The organism is Parasphingorhabdus sp., from assembly GCF_036963805.1.
Classification (GTDB): domain Bacteria; phylum Pseudomonadota; class Alphaproteobacteria; order Sphingomonadales; family Sphingomonadaceae; genus Parasphingorhabdus.
Map to the genome: position 1 here is coordinate 37,831 of NZ_JBALUN010000003.1, position 19,395 is coordinate 57,225.

General features: G+C 52.9%; 19 protein-coding genes. 7 read left to right on the forward strand and 12 right to left on the reverse strand.

The genetic code is table 11. From position 1 onward, the window contains the following. Nucleotides 1-73: 73 nt before the first annotated feature. The gene (locus tag V7676_RS10125; RefSeq protein ID WP_335659593.1) at nt 74-1,381 is read right to left on the reverse strand and encodes a hemolysin family protein; all 1,308 of its coding nucleotides are present in this window, start codon (nt 1,379-1,381) and stop codon (nt 74-76) included. A 187-nt stretch (nt 1,382-1,568) separates the two neighbouring features. Between V7676_RS10125 and V7676_RS10130 the strand changes: the two genes are divergently transcribed. Continuing rightward, the gene (locus tag V7676_RS10130; protein ID WP_335659594.1) at nt 1,569-2,243 is read left to right on the forward strand and encodes an OmpA family protein; all 675 of its coding nucleotides are present in this window, start codon (nt 1,569-1,571) and stop codon (nt 2,241-2,243) included. A gap of 146 nt (nt 2,244-2,389) precedes the next feature. Here V7676_RS10130 and V7676_RS10135 read toward each other — a convergent pair whose 3' ends face one another. Continuing rightward, nucleotides 2,390-3,622, reverse strand: a complete 1,233-nt coding sequence (locus tag V7676_RS10135) for a UbiH/UbiF/VisC/COQ6 family ubiquinone biosynthesis hydroxylase (RefSeq protein ID WP_335659595.1) — start codon at nt 3,620-3,622, stop codon at nt 2,390-2,392. A gap of 197 nt (nt 3,623-3,819) precedes the next feature. Here V7676_RS10135 and V7676_RS10140 point away from each other — a divergent pair, with 197 nt between their 5' ends. The 6 genes from V7676_RS10140 (at nt 3,820) to V7676_RS10165 (ending at nt 10,434) form a co-directional block, all read left to right on the forward strand. Further along, nucleotides 3,820-6,123 (forward strand): DNA translocase FtsK, encoded by a 2,304-nt coding sequence (locus V7676_RS10140; RefSeq protein WP_335659596.1) that lies wholly within the window; start codon nt 3,820-3,822, stop codon nt 6,121-6,123. A gap of 72 nt (nt 6,124-6,195) precedes the next feature. Further along, nucleotides 6,196-6,825 (forward strand): LolA family protein, encoded by a 630-nt coding sequence (locus V7676_RS10145; protein WP_335659597.1) that lies wholly within the window; start codon nt 6,196-6,198, stop codon nt 6,823-6,825. A 300-nt stretch (nt 6,826-7,125) separates the two neighbouring features. Beyond that, a complete protein-coding gene (gene xth, locus V7676_RS10150; RefSeq protein WP_335659598.1) occupies nt 7,126-7,920 on the forward strand; it encodes an exodeoxyribonuclease III in 795 nt (264 codons plus the stop codon). After that, complete coding sequence (gene ribA, locus V7676_RS10155; RefSeq protein ID WP_335659599.1) at nt 7,921-8,997, forward strand: GTP cyclohydrolase II; 1,077 nt, start codon at nt 7,921-7,923, stop codon at nt 8,995-8,997. Then, nucleotides 8,994-9,500 (forward strand): L,D-transpeptidase family protein, encoded by a 507-nt coding sequence (locus V7676_RS10160; RefSeq protein ID WP_335659600.1) that lies wholly within the window; start codon nt 8,994-8,996, stop codon nt 9,498-9,500. Before ribA ends, V7676_RS10160 begins: the two co-directional genes overlap by 4 nt. 121 nt (nt 9,501-9,621) lie before the next feature. Further along, a complete protein-coding gene (locus V7676_RS10165; RefSeq protein WP_335659601.1) occupies nt 9,622-10,434 on the forward strand; it encodes a universal stress protein in 813 nt (270 codons plus the stop codon). A gap of 93 nt (nt 10,435-10,527) precedes the next feature. Here the strand turns inward: V7676_RS10165 and V7676_RS10170 are convergent, their stop codons facing one another. The 10 genes from V7676_RS10170 to V7676_RS10215 all read right to left on the reverse strand — a co-directional run bounded on the left by V7676_RS10170 (nt 10,528) and on the right by V7676_RS10215 (nt 19,378). Next, nucleotides 10,528-10,782 carry a hypothetical protein gene (locus V7676_RS10170; protein ID WP_335659602.1) on the reverse strand — a complete coding sequence of 85 codons (255 nt, stop codon included), beginning with the start codon at nt 10,780-10,782 and terminating at the stop codon, nt 10,528-10,530. After that, on the reverse strand, nt 10,763-10,930 hold the full coding sequence (gene ccoS, locus V7676_RS10175; RefSeq protein ID WP_335659603.1) for a cbb3-type cytochrome oxidase assembly protein CcoS: 168 nt from the start codon (nt 10,928-10,930) through the stop codon (nt 10,763-10,765). The genes V7676_RS10170 and ccoS overlap by 20 nt, the downstream gene beginning before the upstream one ends. Beyond that, on the reverse strand, nt 10,927-13,059 hold the full coding sequence (locus V7676_RS10180; protein WP_335659604.1) for a heavy metal translocating P-type ATPase: 2,133 nt from the start codon (nt 13,057-13,059) through the stop codon (nt 10,927-10,929). Before V7676_RS10180 ends, ccoS begins: the two co-directional genes overlap by 4 nt. Then, on the reverse strand, nt 13,056-13,529 hold the full coding sequence (locus tag V7676_RS10185; protein WP_335659605.1) for a FixH family protein: 474 nt from the start codon (nt 13,527-13,529) through the stop codon (nt 13,056-13,058). The genes V7676_RS10180 and V7676_RS10185 overlap by 4 nt, the downstream gene beginning before the upstream one ends. Next, nucleotides 13,526-14,983, reverse strand: coding sequence for a cytochrome c oxidase accessory protein CcoG (gene ccoG, locus V7676_RS10190; protein WP_335659606.1), 1,458 nt, complete (start codon nt 14,981-14,983; stop codon nt 13,526-13,528). The genes V7676_RS10185 and ccoG overlap by 4 nt, the downstream gene beginning before the upstream one ends. Next, nucleotides 14,970-15,923: a cytochrome-c oxidase, cbb3-type subunit III gene (gene ccoP / locus V7676_RS10195; protein ID WP_335659607.1), complete on the reverse strand. Its 954-nt coding sequence runs from the start codon at nt 15,921-15,923 to the stop codon at nt 14,970-14,972. The genes ccoG and ccoP overlap by 14 nt, the downstream gene beginning before the upstream one ends. Then, nucleotides 15,916-16,077: a cbb3-type cytochrome c oxidase subunit 3 gene (locus tag V7676_RS10200; RefSeq protein ID WP_335659608.1), complete on the reverse strand. Its 162-nt coding sequence runs from the start codon at nt 16,075-16,077 to the stop codon at nt 15,916-15,918. Before V7676_RS10200 ends, ccoP begins: the two co-directional genes overlap by 8 nt. Next, complete coding sequence (gene ccoO, locus V7676_RS10205; RefSeq protein WP_335659609.1) at nt 16,074-16,808, reverse strand: cytochrome-c oxidase, cbb3-type subunit II; 735 nt, start codon at nt 16,806-16,808, stop codon at nt 16,074-16,076. The genes V7676_RS10200 and ccoO overlap by 4 nt, the downstream gene beginning before the upstream one ends. A gap of 11 nt (nt 16,809-16,819) precedes the next feature. Beyond that, on the reverse strand, nt 16,820-18,490 hold the full coding sequence (ccoN, locus tag V7676_RS10210) for a cytochrome-c oxidase, cbb3-type subunit I (protein WP_335659610.1): 1,671 nt from the start codon (nt 18,488-18,490) through the stop codon (nt 16,820-16,822). Between the two features lie 177 nt (nt 18,491-18,667). Further along, nucleotides 18,668-19,378, reverse strand: a complete 711-nt coding sequence (locus tag V7676_RS10215; protein WP_335659611.1) for a Crp/Fnr family transcriptional regulator — start codon at nt 19,376-19,378, stop codon at nt 18,668-18,670. Nucleotides 19,379-19,395: the final 17 nt, after the last annotated feature.

The window sequence follows — 19,395 nt, forward strand, 5'->3', positions numbered from 1 at the left end:
ATCATTAAATCGACGGTCATTAGAGAATAGCTGTGCAGTCAGGAAAGCCGATGCTTTTCTATTTACCGGCTATTCAGTCACGGTCAGGATCAGCAGCACGTACGATAAGCTTGTCGATTCTGCGGCCGTCCATATCGACAATTTCAAAAACCCAATCCTGATCTTCAAAACTCTCGCCCTCTTCAGGCAAATGGCGTAACTGGCTCAACGCATGACCTGCAACAGTGGCATAATCCCGGTCGTCCGGTAATCTGATACCCAAACGATCAGCGAGCGCATCTATCGACATTGCACCGGACACCAGCAGGCTGCCGTCCGCACGCTCGATCACGCTGCGTTTGGTTTTTTCATTGCGATCAGACACAAACTCGCCAGCAATAGAACTGAGCAGGTCATTGGGCGTCACAATGCCTTCAAAATGTCCATATTCATCATGGACAAGGATCATCGGGACATCGGCCTCTCGCAAAATATCCAACGCATCCAGCGCATCCAACTGATCCGGGACTTTCTCCAGCGGCCGCACAAGTTCGTGCAAATCAAGCGGCTTTCCGCTAAATTGGACTGCGGCGATATCACGGGCCTGAACGACCCCCCTGATTTCATCGACAGAGCCTTCCGCCACAGGAAGCCGGCTATGCGGTGATCCGATAAGCATCGCATGAATTTCTTCGGTTGTAGCATTGATATCAAGCCAGTCGACTTCGGTACGGGGCGTCATCACTTCGCGGATGGGCCGATCCGCCATACGCACAACGCCAGAAATAACAGCCCGCTCATGCTCCTCGATCACACCGGAACGAGTTGCCTCGGCAAAGACCATTTGCAGTTCATCCGCCGTAACGTGGCTGGTCTGATCCCGCTTGAGGCCTAATATGCGAAAAACCAGAGCACTGGTCCCGTCGAGCAGCCAAACCAATGGAGCCGCTACTCTCGCTAGCAAATCCATTGACGGTGCCATGATGATCGCCACTTTTTCAGCAGAGCGCAGCGCAAATTGTTTCGGTACCAGTTCGCCGATTACCAACGACGCATAAGTCGTAAGCCCTATGACCAGCGCGAAACCAAACGTCGCCGACCAATCTTCCGGCATACCCAATGCAACAAGCCGCTCTGCGACAGGACCGCCCAGACTCGCCCCTGAAAAAGCACCCGCAATAATGCCGATTAATGTGATGCCGATTTGGACTGTGGACAGAAACCTGCCGGGATCGCTGGCCAGCCGCAAAGCAACCCGCGCTCCTTTGCTCCCTTGATCTGCTGAAGAATGGAGGTGCGCCTTACGCGCAGAAACAATCGCCAGTTCCGACATAGCGAAAACGCCATTTATCAGGATTAGCACTACGATGATTGCAACATCAAACCAGGGAAAAGTTGTCATATTGTCCAATAGAAAAGGAATGAGCGCCAAAGCATGCTTATAGCCACATGTTTTACAAAATATCAAATGCGCTGTCAGTTACCATTCATAATTCTCGGTCCATCTATGATATATCTAGATGGAACCATCAAGCTACGAAAGAATATAGTCTTTATAGCTCTAACGATTTTTTTGAGGGAAAATAATAATGCGTACCAATCAAACTTTCATCGCGGCCCTGTCTTTAAGCGCCGTGGCATTGGCCAGCGGCTGCACCACAAATCCGGAAACCGGGAACCGTGTGATCTCAAAGGCGGCTATTGGCGGCCTTGGCGGCGCATTAGGCGGCTATTTGCTCGGTGATCTCATTGGCGGGAAAAGCGATCGCACAGAAAAAATTATCGGTGCCGGCCTTGGCGGTCTCGCTGGAGCAGGCGTAGGCTATTATATGGATGAGCAAGAGAAGAAGCTCCGCCAACAAACAGCCGGAACCGGGATTGATGTGACACGTGATGGCGACAATCTGATCCTTAACATGCCGTCTAACGTTACTTTTCCGGTCGATAGCGCGGCCATTCAACCTCAGTTTCAGCAAACATTGAATGAAGTCGCCAATACCCTGTCACAATATGAAAAAAGCTATATTGACATTTATGGCCACACAGACAGCACTGGTACGGATAGTTATAACCAATCATTGTCGGAACGGCGCGCTTCGTCGGTCGCCAACTTCCTCGCCAATGGCGGTGTGCAGCGGGCCCGGATCGAAACCCGTGGCTATGGTGAGAGTCAGCCAATCGCAAGCAACAGCACCGAAGAGGGCCGCTCCGCCAACCGCCGGGTAGAGCTTAAGATTGTACCTATTCGTGAACAGGACCTTTAAGTTCAGAACCTAAAATCCTGTACTAACCACTTACCAACATGATCAACTTTCGGACGCCCTTTTCTTGTTCTCAAAAAAGGGCGTCCGAAGAATTGGGTGGGGATTAATTTCGCTGCTCGCCACATCCGAAACGCAAACATGCGATCCTAAACAAGATCGCCCATCAGTAATTTGGGCAGATCTCCACTTTCCCCGCGCGCTTCGGCCATAAACTGGTTCTTTAGTGGCGGGATGCGCTGCACTAGACTGATGCCAAACCGGCGGATTGCAGACGACGATTCACCCGGCAGTCCAAATAGCCGCGTCAAAATGTCGGTCGCCGCCGACATCATGAGATTATCAAGCCCGCGCCAACGGTCATAGCGCGCCAATATCTGCGCATCACCCAGATCCAGACCTGTGCGTGCGCCATCCACGACACACTCGGTCAGTGCCGCGACATCACGCAAGCCAAGGTTCAAACCCTGTCCGGCAATCGGGTGGATACCGTGACCTGCATCGCCAACCAACGCGAGCCGCTCCGCTGTTAGACTGGCACTGTGATGAAAGCCGAGTGGATAGTTTGCGCGGTCAGAATGCAACTCCATCTGGCCTAAAAATCCACCGGTTTTCTTCATCAATTCTACTTGAAAAGCCCGCGCGTTAATCTTGGCGAGAACCGGCCCATCTTTGCGCGCAACAGTCCAGACAATAGCGGAACGATGCCGCCCCTGCTCATCATCACGCATCGGCAAAACTGCAAAGGGCCCAGACGGATAGAAAATTTCATAAGCCGTATTTCCATGCGGCTGCTCATGCGTCACGGTGCAGGTAATCGCGCTATGGTCATATTGCCATTTCGTCATCACAATGCCGGCTTCATCGCGCATCACGCTACCCCGGCCATCAGCAGCGATCAACAACGGAGCAGTTAACTGCTCTCCGCTCTCTAAAAATACAGAAGCTTGATGATCTCCCCTATCGGTTTGTTGCACCTGCTTTGGCATGTACATATCAATCCCATCATGTGCCTGCGCGGCCTCAAACAGCGTCTGTTGTAACAATCCATTTTCAACCATCACGCCAAGCGGCCCATCATTTTCATCGGGCGTAAAGTCGAGCTTTCCTGGCTTTAGTCCGTCATTAATCACAATTCGATCAATATCGCAGCCATATGGTGCTAGCTTTTCGGACAGGCCAATAGCCGCAAATAAACTCCAACTCGCACTGTTAATCGATGACACTCGCCCGTCATTCTTTGGGTCTTTCAAATCGGCCGGGTCAGCGCGGTCAATTACCACGACCCGTAATCCATGAGCAGCGAAAGCCAACGCCTGAGTCAGCCCGATTAAGCCCGCCCCCAATATGATCGCATCGCTCTCTATTCCATATTTGGTCATCTGCGGGCCTCTGTCTTCCTGTATGATGCGGGTAAGATAGGCCGCGCCGGGCTGAAAAGAAAGTATGTTCCGGTAAACAATCACCAACATAACTTGACGCGGAGTCACGGATTCGCGCAAAGGAAGTGATAGTTAATATGGGTTCGGGCGTTTGCACCGAAACAGACGGGGGAACAGTCGGGCCCCGGGAGCAGAATATGGCCGGAAGAGCAAAAGAAGCAAATTGGCGTGAAGTGATGCGTCTTAGCCTATTGCGCAGTGGTGCGTTGATCGGTGCGGTCGCTCTCGGCCTTGGCGCGGCCTTCCTGATCCTGGCATTGGCAAGCTATTCGCCCAGTGATCCGTCGTTGAACACCGCCGCTGGCAGTGTAGAACATAATTGGATGGGTGCTGTCGGCTCTTACAGCTCTGACTTTCTCTTATCGCTGATGGGAGTACCCGTAATTTTATTCCTGCCGCTGTTGCTGATATTTGCTCATCGCTTGTGGCGTAATATGCAGCAAACCGAATGGAAAAAGCAGCTTCTGTGGTGCCTCATCGCAGTCTTTTTAATGGGGACCGGCCTGTCTTTATGGTTTCCTGATAGTCAGGCAGACTTACCGTCCGGGTGGGGTGGACTTGCCGGTTTATTGTCCGCCAAAGCCATTGGTGCCAGCTTAAACGGGATCTCGGAGAGCTGGAGCGGCATTGGATCAGGCATAGTGACTGCGATAACGGTGAGCAGCGGTCTCGTGCTTGGCTATTTTAGTCTGCGACTGGACAGGCCGCTATTCTCGATACCGCAGATCAAATTGCCGAGACTGAAATCCGGTGAAGAAGATAATGGCCTGGTGATCGAACCGGAAATTGCAGCGGCGCGAAAAACCAAAACGGCGCCTGCTCCGCGTAAAGAGGTTAAACCGGATAACCGGCCGCCGCCAGAGATTAGCGACCGCGCCCTACCTCCCAAAAAAGCACGCCTGTCGAGCGGCACGCAGGGCGATTTCTTTGGCCCCTATTCCTTGCCCTCAATTGATCTACTGACTCCCCGTCCGGAAGAAGCGAATAATGTCATCGACAAAGCCGGATTGGAGCGGAATGCGCGCTTACTGGAATCCGTGCTTGATGATTTCCATGTAAAGGGCACGATCAACGCAGTGCGCCCCGGACCAGTCGTGACTATGTATGAACTGGAACCCGCTCCGGGCATAAAAGCCAGCCGCGTAATCCAGCTAGCGGAAGACATAGCCCGGAACATGTCCGCCCTTTCCGCCCGCGTCGCGGCCATACCAGGGCGGACGGTTATGGGTATCGAACTGCCCAATGCGCAGCGTGAATCTGTCGTTCTGCATGAGATGATCGGCAGTGACAGTTTTCAGGAACAGACTGGACAGCTCCCGATCATTCTCGGCAAAAACATTTCCGGTGATCCGGTAATCGCCGATCTGGCCCCGATGCCGCATCTTTTAATTGCAGGCACCACCGGTTCGGGTAAATCAGTTGGTCTCAACTGCATGATCGTATCTCTTTTGTACCGGCTGACACCGGATCAGTGCCGGATGATCATGATCGATCCGAAGATGCTGGAACTCAGCACCTACGACGATATCCCGCACCTTCTGTCTCCGGTTGTGACTGAGCCTGCCAAAGCGATCCGCGCACTTAAATGGGCAGTCGAACAGATGGAGGAACGCTACCGGATGATGTCGTCCATCTCGGTAAGAAATCTCGCCAATTATAACGAGAAGGTGAAAGCCGCCAAAGCCAAGGGGGAGCCGCTAGGCCGCAAGGTTCAGACCGGCTATGACCCAGACACATCACGGCCCATCTATGAAGAAGAACAGCTGGATTTCGAAGTCCTGCCGCAAATTGTTATCATTGTGGACGAGTTGGCCGACCTCATGATGACAGCCGGTAAAGAGGTTGAATTCCTGATCCAGAGGCTCGCTCAGAAAGCTCGGGCAGCGGGAATCCACCTCATCATGGCCACCCAGCGGCCATCAGTTGATGTTATTACGGGTGTGATTAAGGCGAATCTACCCACACGGATCAGCTTCCATGTGACATCCAAGATCGATTCTCGGACCATCCTTGGCGAACAGGGTGCAGAACAACTACTCGGTAAAGGCGATATGCTTTATATGCCCGGCGGAAAGCAACTTACCCGCGTTCACGGGCCGTTTGTTTCCGATGACGAGGTCCGCCTGATCGCCGATCATTGGCGCGCGCAAGGGACACCTGATTATATTCAGGCTGTGACTGAAGAACCGGAAGATGGCAGCTATGCTTTGGATGGAGCCGATCTGTCAGATAGTAAAGAAGATCGGCAATATGCCCAAGCTTGTCAAATCGTCTTTGAAAGCCAGAAAGTATCCACTAGCTGGCTCCAGCGGCAGCTTAGAATCGGCTATAATACGGCCGCGCGGATTATCGACCGGATGGAAGATGACCAGTTTATCAGCCCACCCAACCATATTGGCCGACGCGAAGTGCTGCGGGATCAAAATGGCGAAATAATGTAGCCCTGCCGAAATTCAGGTGATGTTCAATCGCTTTCCGCTAAGCATTGATATTATTTTTCAGGAGTTTTCAATATGTTGAGATATGCATTTGCCCTCGTTGCAGCGCCTCTAGCGTTGACGGCCTCCGTTCCGGCGACGGCCCAGCGAAGCCCCGCAGATAATATCAGTGCCATTTCAGCTCATTTGCGCGCTATGACGACAATGACCGCCAATTTCACCCAATCCGACCGCAGTGGGCAGCTTTTACCCGGGAAATTGACACTGAAGCAACCTGGCCGGATCCGCTTTCAATATGGCAAGGACGCCAATTTGCTGATTGTTGGCGACGGCAAGGCACTGACAATGATCGATTATGATGTAAATCAGGTCCAACGCTGGCCGATCAATAATAGTCCTTTAAGCGCATTGCTGAATCCGGCTCAGGATTTGTCAAAATATGGAAAAATAATTCCGACTCGCAATCCCAATGTTGTTAGCGTCGAAGTGAGTGATCCCAAACGACCGGAATATGGCGTGATTACAATGATTTTCACGAAAGTTGCGGGTGCGCCTGCGGGGCTACGTCTGGATGGCTGGGTATCTCTCGACTCGAAAAATAATCGGACATCTATTCGCCTTTCAAACCAGAAATTTGGGGTCCCGGTTGCTAACAGCACATTTAATTGGACCGATCCGCGGCCAAATCGTCGCGGTGGGCGATGAACGGAGGCGCGGAATCGACCAGCGGAAGCGCGGACAAGTTTCGTTCATCTAAGCGACAGAAACACGGTCGTATAAGGGTTACAGGATGAGACGAAGCGATCAGGTTTTCCCCCTGTTACCTGATCTTACAAACTTTATACCATCCTATGCGTGACGAACGCGAGTTAGCCCTCACCTCCTAAATGCCCCCGGAGGTGAGGGTTTTTCGCCTCTAAGCTATCAAAAAATATGACATTTTGCGAAACTCTTGTTCGACTTTTTGACTTGGGTTTCACGTTATTCATGGCTAGGAGTTGAGCCATGAGTGATACCCTGAAAGTCGTCAGCTGGAATATTAACAGCGTCCGCGCCCGACTCGACATTGTCGAGCGATTCCTGAGAGAAGAAGCACCGGATGTGCTGTGCTTGCAGGAAACCAAGGTGCGTGATGACCAGTTTCCGGAAGGAATTTTCCGGCAATTGGGGTATAATCACCTGATATTAAATGGCCAGCCGATGCATCACGGGGTTGCGATAATTAGCCGCGTGCCCCTTCACAAAGATGAACGGTTCGATTGGCAGGCCAATGGCGAAGCCAGACATGTTGGTGCGCGCCTGGAAAATGGCATACGCATCGAAAATGTCTATATTCCGGCAGGAGGAGAAATTCCTGACCGTGAGGTAAATCCGAAATTCGGGCAAAAGCTTGATTACTATGCGCGCATGACGGAATGGTCTGCGGCATTGGAAACACCAACGATCCTGCTCGGTGACTTCAACATCGCGCCGCTTGAATCCGATGTCTGGAGCCACAAAAAGCTGATCAATGTGGTCAGCCATACCAAGATTGAAATCGATATCATGGCTAAGCTGCAGGCTGCGCATGGATGGGTCGACATTGGTCGCCAGTTTATTCCGGATCCTGAGCGGCTTTTTACATGGTGGAGCTATCGCGCCCATGATTGGAAGGTTGCCGACAAAGGCCGTCGTCTGGATCACGTCTGGGTCAGTCCCGAGCTGGCCAAAAAAGCGACCAGCCACGTTGTTCATGAAGACGCGCGGGGTTGGACCAAACCGTCTGATCATGCCCCGCTCATTACGGAATTCAAATTTTGAATGAAGACGCCAGCTGCCCTTGACTCCAAAGGCGCACGGCGCGCCGCAAGGGCCATTGATGCGTTGCGTCGTGGGTGGCCAATCAGCGTGGAAGACGATGGCGCTGCGTTGAACCTATTGCCTGTCGAGACAACAGATTTGGGCAGTCACTTATCGCAATTATCCCATGTCACCCTGCTTATATCATCAAGCCGGGCCGACACGCTGAAACTCTTGAACCAGCGCGCTGCCGCCGATCCGGCATTACCAGTACAGCTCAGCTTACCTGGACCGGTTAGTGCTGCAGAGATTATTGCTATTGTCGATCCGGTTCTGGATATGCAGTACCCGATGAAAGGGCCGTTTCGTAGCGAAACGCTCAGCCATCCAGAGGCTGCCAAAGCGGCTATGGAATTGGTACGCCATGGTGGTCTGCTTCCGGCGTTTCTGATTGTTGATGAGCCCGCAGAAGACCGGCTTCAGACCGCAGACGCGGCTGCTTATGCTGATTCCAATGCACTGGTCATTAGCGCTCATGCCAAATTGCCCGTCGCCGCAAATGCGCTGGCCCATATCTACGGATTTCGCAGCGAAGCGGATTCGACCGATCATATTGCGCTGGTCGTTGGTAAGCGGGATGACACCACACCGGTAGTTCGGCTACATAGCGAATGTCTGACTGGCGACGTACTCGGTAGCCTGAAATGTGATTGCGGACCACAACTTCACGCAGCTCTTGCCCAGATGGGTGAAGCCAATTGGGGTGTGTTGCTCTATTTACGGCAGGAAGGGCGCGGCATCGGGCTAATCAACAAGCTTCGTGCCTATGCCCTGCAAGATCAGGGTTTTGATACAGTTGATGCCAATCAGCGGTTGGGTTTTGCAATTGATGCACGGGATTTCTCAATCGCCGCGCGCATGCTGGAGTTACTCGCCATTCCACAGATTAAATTAATGACCAACAACCCGGAAAAAGTGGACGGGCTGGAAGGCTGCGGCATTTCAGTCGAGGAACGTCTTTCGGTAAAGATTGCCGCCAATCCGCATAATGAATTTTACCTTGATACCAAACGGGATCGAACGGGGCATCAGCTTTGAGCATCATTCGGGTCGATGCCAATGCGCGGACGCTCAGTTTTGAAAATCGGTTAATGAGATGCGCGATCGGGCGTTCCGGTACCTGTCCGGCAGACAGCAAACGAGAAGGCGATGGCTACACTCCGTTGGGGCGATGGCCCATCCGAGGCGTCCTATTTCGCCCGGGCCGAAGTGCGCCATCACCTCAGCTGAAATTGCCCTGGCGCTGGATTGCTGAAGATGATGGTTGGTCAGATGATCCCGCAGATCCATCCTATAACCGTCCCGTAAATCTGCCTCACCTGTTTAGCGCCGAAACTCTTATCCGCAACGACCTGCTGTACGATATTATTATCATTCTCGGCCATAACGACGCACCGCCAGTGCCTGGCAACGGCAGTGCGATTTTCTTTCATATCAGCGACAAAGATAAAGCAACCGAGGGCTGCGTCGCGATTGCTCGCGCAGATATGGACGCTTTGCTTACAAAGCTGACGCCCAGTGATACTATGGAAATCACATAAACAGCCTGGAGTCCTGAAGCCACATAAATTGCCCCGTCATTTTTTGCGCTAGATCAAAGCGGATCGGATCTAGATGCAATAATGTCGGCTGGTCCTAACAGGGACTTGCGGGAGAAATGCCTTGAAAACGATATTATTACATGTGTTCGAAGATTGCGGCTTTGAATCGCGCTTGCAGGTCGGGCTGGATATTGCGCGGTGCCATAGCGCTCACTTGACCTGTGTGCAGCCAACCACACAATTTGCCCCGATGTCATTCGGACCATTAGGCGGCGACTTTGTCACTGGCATTAATTTTGAAGATATGAATGTTGCCGAACGCGCGCACCGCGAAAAAATCGAAAACAGGTTGAAATCGGAAGATGTGTCCTGGGACTGGCAAACAGGTCTTGGCGACCCCGCCACATTATTAACCGAGCGCAGCCGCCTCGCCGATCTCGCGATTTTAAGCCAGTCTTTTGGCAAACGCAATGCTGGCGATGAGCCCCTGCCTATTGCCGGTGATGTCGCGGTCCATGCCCATTGCGCTGTTTTGGTTGTCCCAATCGAAACCAATTCTTTTGACTGCGATGCGCCAATAGTCGTGGCGTGGAACGGATCGGCCGAAGCCGCCAAAGCATTGCGATTGGCATTACCGATACTGAAAATGGCAAACACCGTCCATTTGGTCACAGTTGGCGAAGAGGGGGAAGGCTTTCCCCATAGTGCAGCCTCTATTTATCTGGCCCGTCACGGAGTTTCTACCGTCCTTCACGAACTGAAAGGCAAAGGTAAGGAGGCTTCTCATATTATCGCAGAATTTGCGACTGAACAAAAGGCATCCGCGCTGGTCATGGGCGCTTATGGTCATAGCCGTTTGCGTGAAACATTATTTGGAGGTGTCACGAAAAACCTGCTCAACGATGCAGATATTCCATTGTTGATGGGTCATTGAGAAAGCGGCTCCCGCTAATGACCTCAGCGCCAATTCTTTAGGGCACAGCTCTATCTTTACCCCGTAATTTTGGTTGCGGGCCAATGCGGTTGGTTAATCATCTGCCTCATCGCCCCGCTCCGGAGTCTGTTTGCGTGAGCAGAATCCGTGACAGCCTTTAACGCAATTGTCGGGCTCTTGCTGATTAGGATCCATCGGCACAGAGATGGTTCGGTTGACGCCATCTCCACCGCAGATAGACAAGACCATCATAGCACTGGCGGGCGCGAGCGGGGTGATCGCTAACATCAATATGGCGAGAGCTGAGAACATCACTGCGCCGCATGGCTTATGGCTCTTTATCATCATCACTCATTTCTTCTTCGTCAATCAACACCCGTTGCGCTGCGCCATCCAAATCATCAAACTGGCCGTTGCGCATGGCCCAAAAGAAAAAGACCAGCCCGGCCAGCCCCATCAGGAGCGCCACTGGGATTAAAATCGCCAATCCGCTCATTTCGCTGCCCCGTTTAGGCGCAAAGCATTGCCCACCACGATCAGGGATGACAATGACATCGCGATAGCGGCAACCAGCGGCGTTACCATTCCCGTCAAGGCCAAAGGCACTGCCAGCACATTATATCCTATAGCGAGCGCGAAATTCTGCCGGACGATTTGCATGGTCCGCTGGGCCGTCTGAACCGCCAATGCGACGGGCAGGAAGGAATCGCTGGTAAATACCGCGTCTGACGCTTGTTGTCCGACATCACTGGCCGAACCGGGGGCAATAGACACATGCGCTGCGGCCAGCGCCGGACCGTCATTCAGCCCATCCCCGACCATCAGCACTTTCAACCCGGCTGCATGAAACCGCGCAATAGCTTGTAATTTTTCTTGTGGGCTGGCACCGGTCTGCGCCGTCAGACCAACTGCACCAGATATTTTCGCAACCGATGGCGCATTGTCACCTGATATAATGGTCGCGGGCACGCCCAACGCATTTAACCGGTCAATAGCTTCCCGAACATCAGGACGGAGTTCATCCTCCAGTTCAATATCTACGCTTTCTTCGCCAACACGTAGCTGGCAGGAGAGATGATCACCCGATTTAACGGGTTTACCCAGAGCCACAGTTACACCATCCCAGCAACCGGACATGCCCTCGCCGGGAGTTTCCTCCAATGCATCAATTTGTACTGGCGCAATATTTTGTGCGAGCAGCGCCGCGCGTATGCCCTTACTTACCGGGTGGCTGCTGGCTTGTGCCAAAGCCAATGCAACCTGCTTTTGCTGTAAAGAAAGGTGATCCACATCAACTGGAACCGGCCGGCCCAACGTCAATGTGCCGGTCTTATCAAACAATGCGCGGTCGGCTTCTGCAAGCCGCTCCAACGCGCTGCCGTCCTTTATCATCACGCCCTTGCGGAGCAACGCGCCGGAAGCCACTACCTGTGCGGCCGGAACCGCCAGCCCCAATGCGCAGGGACAGGTGATGATCAGGACGGCCACCGAAATCAGCAATGACTGATGCCAACCAGCCCCGGCAAACATCCAGAACACGAAAGCCAATAAGGCGAGACTATGCACAGCGGGGGCATAGAAGCGCGCAGCCTTGTCCGCGACCCGCACATAAAAGGACCGCTGTTGCCCCGCTTCATCCATTAATCGCGCAATGTCCGACAAGCTGGTATCTTCACCAGCGGCGGTAATCCGCACCGTGACCGGCGCCGTGAGGTTGAGCGTTCCCGCCAAAACAAGGTCTCCGGAACCCTTCGGTTGCGGCTCGCTCTCGCCGGTCATCAGCGCAAAATCAAAATTGCTAGAGCCTTGTTCAATTACGCCATCTGCGGCCAGATTATCACCAGCAGCAACTACCATCCGCATATCGGGGCGCAGTTCTTTGGCCGCAACCCATGCGGTTGTGCCATCATCATTCAGGACCATAGCCCCGGGCGCAGTCTGTTTAAGCAAAGCCGATATGCCTTCACGCGCGCGGTCCCGCATCATTCCGTCAAGCACCCGCCCTGCGAGCAGGAAGAAGATCAGCATGACAACGCTTTCAAAATAGGCGTGGGCGCCGCCAGTCATCGCCTCAAAAATGCTGAGACCGGTGGTGAGAATAATACCTATCGTAATCGGCACATCCATGTTGGTGCGCCCATATCGTAGCGCCATAAAGGCCGAACTAAAAAATGGCCGCCCGGAATAGAGGATCACGGGTATAGCGATTAGCGCCGATATCCAGTGAAACAAATCGCGGGTGGGGCCCATCGCTCCGGACCAGACACTCACTGACAGCAGCATGATGTTCATCATACCAAATCCTGCAACCGCCAGAGCACGGATCAGCTTGTCGGTGCCGCCTTTTTCTTCCGCCAATGGGTTGTCGACCAATATTTGCACGTCAAATCCCAGTCGCTCAATCTTGGCTTTTATCTCGTCTTCACGAAGAGAGGGCAGATGGGATACAGCGACCTGTTTAGTCGAAAAATTCACACGGGCCGACACTATATCCTGTTCAGAAGACAGACCATTTTCAATTTTCGAAATACATCCGGCGCAGCGGATAGCAGGCACAGCGAAACGGGAGACAATATTGTCCGTGCCTTCTGCCTTTCTGGGCGTAATATCCGTATGGGCGTTCAACGGATATCCTGTGCCAATGTCATTTTCTTGCCTTCATAACTAATGTTAATTTTCAGCTTCCAGCGTCCGGCAGGAAGACTACCAATGCTGGCATAAATTCCATCCCCGATATTTTGAAAGCGAAGAGAAATCGGGTCCGTTCGGCCAACAGGATGTTCTGCTACCGCCGATATATCGGCTCCGCGAAGCGCCGTGCCATCGGCTTGGGCCAACGTCATCACAGCTTTGTCCTCGACCCGCTTTATTGGCGATACACTCCATCCATGGGATGCTTGGCTACGAGCTTGTTCTAGCCATTTGTTATATTTCTGACTCGCAACATAGCTATTGTCGACCACCGTACCTCCGAAGGTCGAAACGGCGAAGCGCGCCATCACCAAATTGACGCAAACTACCACCGCAAAAAAGGCAATGATCATCGCGGCCGCGTGATAACCTGTGATTTTTTTAGGCTGGGGTTTACTAGTCATCGGGCAATCTCCGGACGTTCGAAAAATACTTCATGGCTGTCCTGCGCGCTGGGGTCATCTTCGGCGCGAACAGTCAGCTTGAAATCTTCCCGCTGGGCACCCTCCCCAGGCGCTGCAACAAATAGCCGCGCCCTGGCGACACTATCGGCGGGCACTTTGACCTTGACCGACTGGTTCGCCCCGTCCCGTGATCCATCACCGGACCATAATACAGCCTGACCCAGTCCGGTCATGGATATTTCCATCGTACGGGGGCGGTTTTCCATATTGCGCAGGTTGACCGTATAGGCGTTGCGTACATCTCCGTCTGCAAGCTGCACATAAAGCGGGTTGCGATCATGATTGGCGCTAATATCAATGCGTGTGCGGTTGCCCACGGCAAACAGCATCGCCAGACCAATGGTGCCCCATACCGAGAAGTAAAGGATCGTGCGCGGGCGGAACAGTGTTTTGAGAACCGGCATATGAGGCTTACCGGCCTTGTCCAATTCGGCATCTTCTTCCGTCACATAGTCGATCAGTCCCCGTGGCCTACCAACTTGGTCCATAACCTTGTCACAGGCATCAATGCACAAAGCGCAAGTGATGCACCCGATTTGCGGCCCCTCGCGAATATCAATGCCGGTCGGACAGACCGCAACACATTGGTTACAATCGATACAATCGCCAAAGCTGCCGGGCTGAGCCTCCGCCTTTTTGACACTGCCGCGCGGCTCCCCTCGCCAATCCCGATAGGTTACAGTCAGCGATTTTTCGTCCATCATAGCGGCCTGTATACGCGGCCAAGGGCACATATAGATGCACACTTGTTCCCGCATGAAACCACCAAAGACAAAGGTCGTCGCGGTCAGCACGCCAACCGTGGCATAAGCAACAAAGGCGGCCTGACCAGTCCAAAAATCCACCACTAAAGTAGGTGCATCGGCAAAATACATGATCCATGCGCCGCCGGTCCAGAACGCAATAAACAGCCAGACCGACCATTTCGAAAGGCGCTTTCCGATCTTCTTCGGTCCCCAGGGAGCATCCTGCAACCGGAATTGGGCATTGCGGTCACCATCAATCGCGCGCTCGACATGCTGGAAAAGATCTGTCCACACGGTCTGAGGGCATGAATAACCGCACCATGCCCGCCCAACAGCAGAAGTGACCAGAAAAAGGCCAATTCCAGCCATGACCAACATCCCGGCAACATAGTAAAATTCATGTGGCCAGATTTCTATGCCAAACATGTAAAAGCGCCGGTGTGCCAGATCTACCAACACGGCCTGATCCGGCGCATAAGGACCGCGATCCCATCTGATCCACGGCGTTATATAATAGACACTTAGCGTCACCGCCATGATCAGCCATTTCAGCCGCCGGAACGTCCCGGTCACGGCCTTGGGATAAACACCCTTGCGCTTTTCGTAGAGCTTTAGCCCCGGATCAAGAATCTCTTCAGGATTGCTCATCGACCGGAGACCCCGCCTTCACGCCTGTTACTGCCTCATCATTAGCTGGCGCGTCCATAGTTGGCGCCGCTTCCCCGCCGCCAAGCGAATGGACATAAGCGGTCAACATCCTGATCGTTGCCGCATCCAGCCGGTGGCCCCAGCGCGGCATCACGCCATAGCGGCTGTTGGTGATCGTATCGGTGAGCTCTGCACGGTCGAGACCATAGAGGCTGATCGCGTCTGTCAAATTAGGAGCGCCCTGCGTCCGGTTGCCTTTGGCATCGCTGCCATGACAAACGGCACAATTTGTTTCGAAAAGCACAGCACCCCGTTTTGCTGACCCGCTCAGTTTCTCTCGCCCGCTCATCACGCGCACATGAGAGACAAGATCCTGTATCTCTTTGGCTTGCAAAATCCCGTCGCGACCAAAGGCCGGCATTTGAGAAAAGCGGGTTTCAGCATGGTCCGGGTTACGAATCCCATTGGTCACCGTATATTCAATCGCCTCCATATCGCCGCCCCACAGCCACTCATCATCATTGAGATTGGGATAGCCTTTGAAACCGGCTGCACCGGCGCCATGACATTGGACGCAATGAACCTTGAAAGCAGAGCGCCCGCCCTGGATGGCTTCATTGAGCAATTCAGGATTATCAGCCAATTTATGGATATCGATATTAACGAGCGCCTGCCGGATCGGCTCCAACTCAGCCTCGCGCGCGTCCACTTCTTTTTGATATTCGCCGCGGCTCGACCAACCCAGCACACCTTCAGTTGCACTGTTGAGCATCGGCCAAGCGGGATATAGCACCACATAGACAAGTGCCCAGATAATGCATGCGTATAGGCTCATCAACCACCAGCGCGGCATGGGCGTATCGAGTTCTTCGATACCATCCCATTCATGCCCAACTGTCTTGGTGCCCGTAGCTTTGTCAATTTTCGGTTTATTACCCATCGTCCTGATCCTCTTCAAAGATCATATGCGCCGCTTCTTCATTTTTCTGCCGTGATCCGGGCCGAAAGGACCAGCCGACAAACGTCAGGAATATCATTCCCAGAAACAGCAATCCCCAACTATCCGCAAAATGCCTGAATTCCTCATAGGTCATCGCGGTTCCTCCTGCGCTTCGCCGGCTTCGAAATTGACCAATGTGCCGATCATTTGAAGATAGGCTACCAAAGCATCCATCTCCGTCAGCCGGTCCGGATTACCGTCAAAATCACGGGCCTGTGCCTTGGGATAGCGCTTGACCAGATCAGTTGTCACCGCTTCGGGATCGGCCTGCGCCATCAGGTCTTCATTGGCAGCGGCTATTGCCTCGGCAGTATACGGAACGCCAACACGCCGCTGTGCTGTCAAATGCTGAACCATATCACCCGCCTTCAGGTCTTTTTCAGCCAGAAACGCATAAGGCGGCATAACCGATTCTGGCACAACAGAGCGCGGGTCGGTCAGATGCTGGACATGCCATTCATCGGAATATCGGCCGCCAACACGGGCTAGATCTGGACCGGTTCTCTTCGATCCCCATTGGAAAGGATGGTCATACATGCTTTCCGCCGCCAGACTATAATGGCCATAGCGTTCCACTTCATCGCGGAAGGGCCGGATCATCTGACTGTGGCAACTATAACAGCCTTCACGCACATAGATGTTGCGGCCAGCCAGTTCAAGCGGGGTATAAGGCCGCACGCCTTCGACTTTCTCAATCGTGTTATCCAACCAGAATAACGGCGCAATTTCAACGATCCCACCAATAGCGACGGTGACGAAAGCAGCCACAGCGAGCAAAGTGACATTACGTTCAAGTTTCTTATGCTTTTGAGCAAAACCGGACATGTTCGACCTCCTTATTCTGCTGGCGCAATTGCGGGCTGATCCACAATTGGCTTGTCTGCGGCCTCGTCATAAGGCGTTTCGGTCATGGATTTTTCGACACGTTGTTTGCCCGCAATCGTCATCCAGACATTGTAGACCAGCACGATAGCACCGGCGAGATAGAGCAGACCGCCCGTCGCCCGGATTACATACATAGGCCACATCGCCGAGACGACCTCGGAAAATGCGTAGACCAGATATCCATCTTCACCATATTCGCGCCACATCAGGCCTTGCATGATACCAGCAACCCACATGGACGCGGCGTAGAGTACGATACCGAGCGTCGCGAGCCAGAAATGCCAGTTCACCATCCGCAAAGAATAAAGCCGTTCCTTGCCCCACAGACGCGGGACCAGATAATAAAGTGCGGCAAAGGTAATCATGCCATTCCAACCCAACGCGCCGCTGTGCACATGGCCAATCGTCCAATCAGTATAATGGGACAGACTGTTGACTGCCTTGATCGACATCATCGGCCCTTCAAAGGTACTCATGCCATAAAAAGCAAGCGCAAGGACCATCATCCGGATGATCGGATCGGTACGTATTTTGTCCCAAGCGCCGTTCAGCGTCATCAGGCCGTTTATCATCCCGCCCCAGCTTGGCATCCACAACACGATCGAGAACACCATGCCCAGCGTCTGCGCCCAATCAGGCAGCGCCGTATAGTGCAGATGGTGTGGTCCTGCCCAGATATAGAGAAAGATCAGCGACCAGAAGTGGATGATCGACAAACGATAGCTATAAACCGGCCGCTCCGCCTGTTTTGGAACGAAATAATACATCATCGCGAGGAAACCGGCGGTCAGGAAAAATCCGACCGCATTATGGCCATACCACCATTGGGTCAGTGCATCTTGTACACCCGCAAATGCGGAATAGCTTTTTGATCCCAACAGGCTGACCGGCATGGACAGGCCGTTGACAACATGCAGCATCGCGATGGTCAAAATAAAGGAAAGGTAAAACCAGTTGGCAACATATATATGCGGTTCCGACCGGCGTACGATAGTGCCGATGAATACCGCTGCATAACAAAGCCAGACAATGGTCAGCCATAAATCAACATACCATTCCGGTTCGGCATATTCCTTGGACTGTGTGACACCCATCAGATAACCCGTGGCCGCCAGCACGATGAAAAGCTGATAACCCCAGAAGACGAAACGGGCGAGACCAGGGAAGGCCAACCTCGCCCGGCACGTGCGCTGCACGACATAAAAGCTTGTCGCAATCAGCGCATTGCCTCCAAATGCAAAAATTACTGCCGATGTATGAAGCGGCCGTAATCGACCGAATGTCGTAAATTCCGAATTGAGATTGAGAACCGGGAACGCCAGTTGCAGGGCGATTATCAGTCCAACCGATAGGCCGGCGATACACCAGAAAATTGTCGCGATCACACCCCAGCGAATCGGGTCATCATCGTAGATACCAGGATCTTCAGGCGCTTTTAATATGCCGCGACCAATTGCTGCATAATCGGCCTTGTTGATCGTCACCCAAAGGACAATCCCCGCCGCAATCGCGATAATCCCCATATGCACGGCAAAGCCAGCATCCGCGGCCATAACCATCGCAATAAATGCAAAAAATACCACGACCAGCCAGCCGCCAGCCTTTAATAAGAGCGTATCCATAATGTCCTTCCCTGTGTCGACAGTGTAAAACCGTCTTCAACAGGTGGGGCATGGCAGGACGCCCTGTCATTCACATTGATCTAGATCAAAGCGATGAAATGACCGGATAGTGGTAACGCTAAAGCCACTCGGCTTTTACGGCAGAGAATATAACGCCTGGCGCCAGCTAAAAGGGGCTTAGGCAGAGCCGGTATTAGCGATATTCAGCAAACGCGGCGTATCGAGAATCTGTACATTTCGGTGATCTGGCAACGCTATCACCTCGTTTTTTTTCAACTGGGTCATTTGCCGACTGACTGTTTCAATAGTCAGGCCCAATATGTCCGCCACCTGCTGCCGCCCGAATGGCAGGGCAAAATTACTCACATTGCCGCCCACTACACTACAGCTCGCGTCAGCAAGCCGTTCTGACATTTCCAAAAGAAAAGAAGCTACCCGTTCGGCCGCAGTTTTCCGGCCCAGCATCAACATCGAGCGCCGAACCCGGTCGAGCTCCGCCAAAGTGCGTTGCAAAAGCTTATGCTCTAGATCCGGATGTTCGCGCACAAAATGATCAAAGTCGGAGCGAGAAAAAATACAAACTTTGGAATCGGCCAGTGCGGTGACAGAAAATTCATTTTTATCTCCGAAAGGCCGCCCAACGAAATCAGATGGATAGAGCAAACCGATAATCTGTTCCCGCCCGTCCTCTAATGACGAGGTCAGCTTGAAAGCACCTTCGACGACATTGGCTACGATCAGGGAATCGTCCCCTTCCCATATCAGCGCTTGGCCAGCCTTTATCGAAACTTTACGGGAGAGTCGGTTAATCGCGATCAATTCATCCGGGTCCAGTGCCGAACAAATCGCCTTATTTTTTACAACGCATTGATCGCAACTTGTCATCATGGATCAGTAGCCTTCGT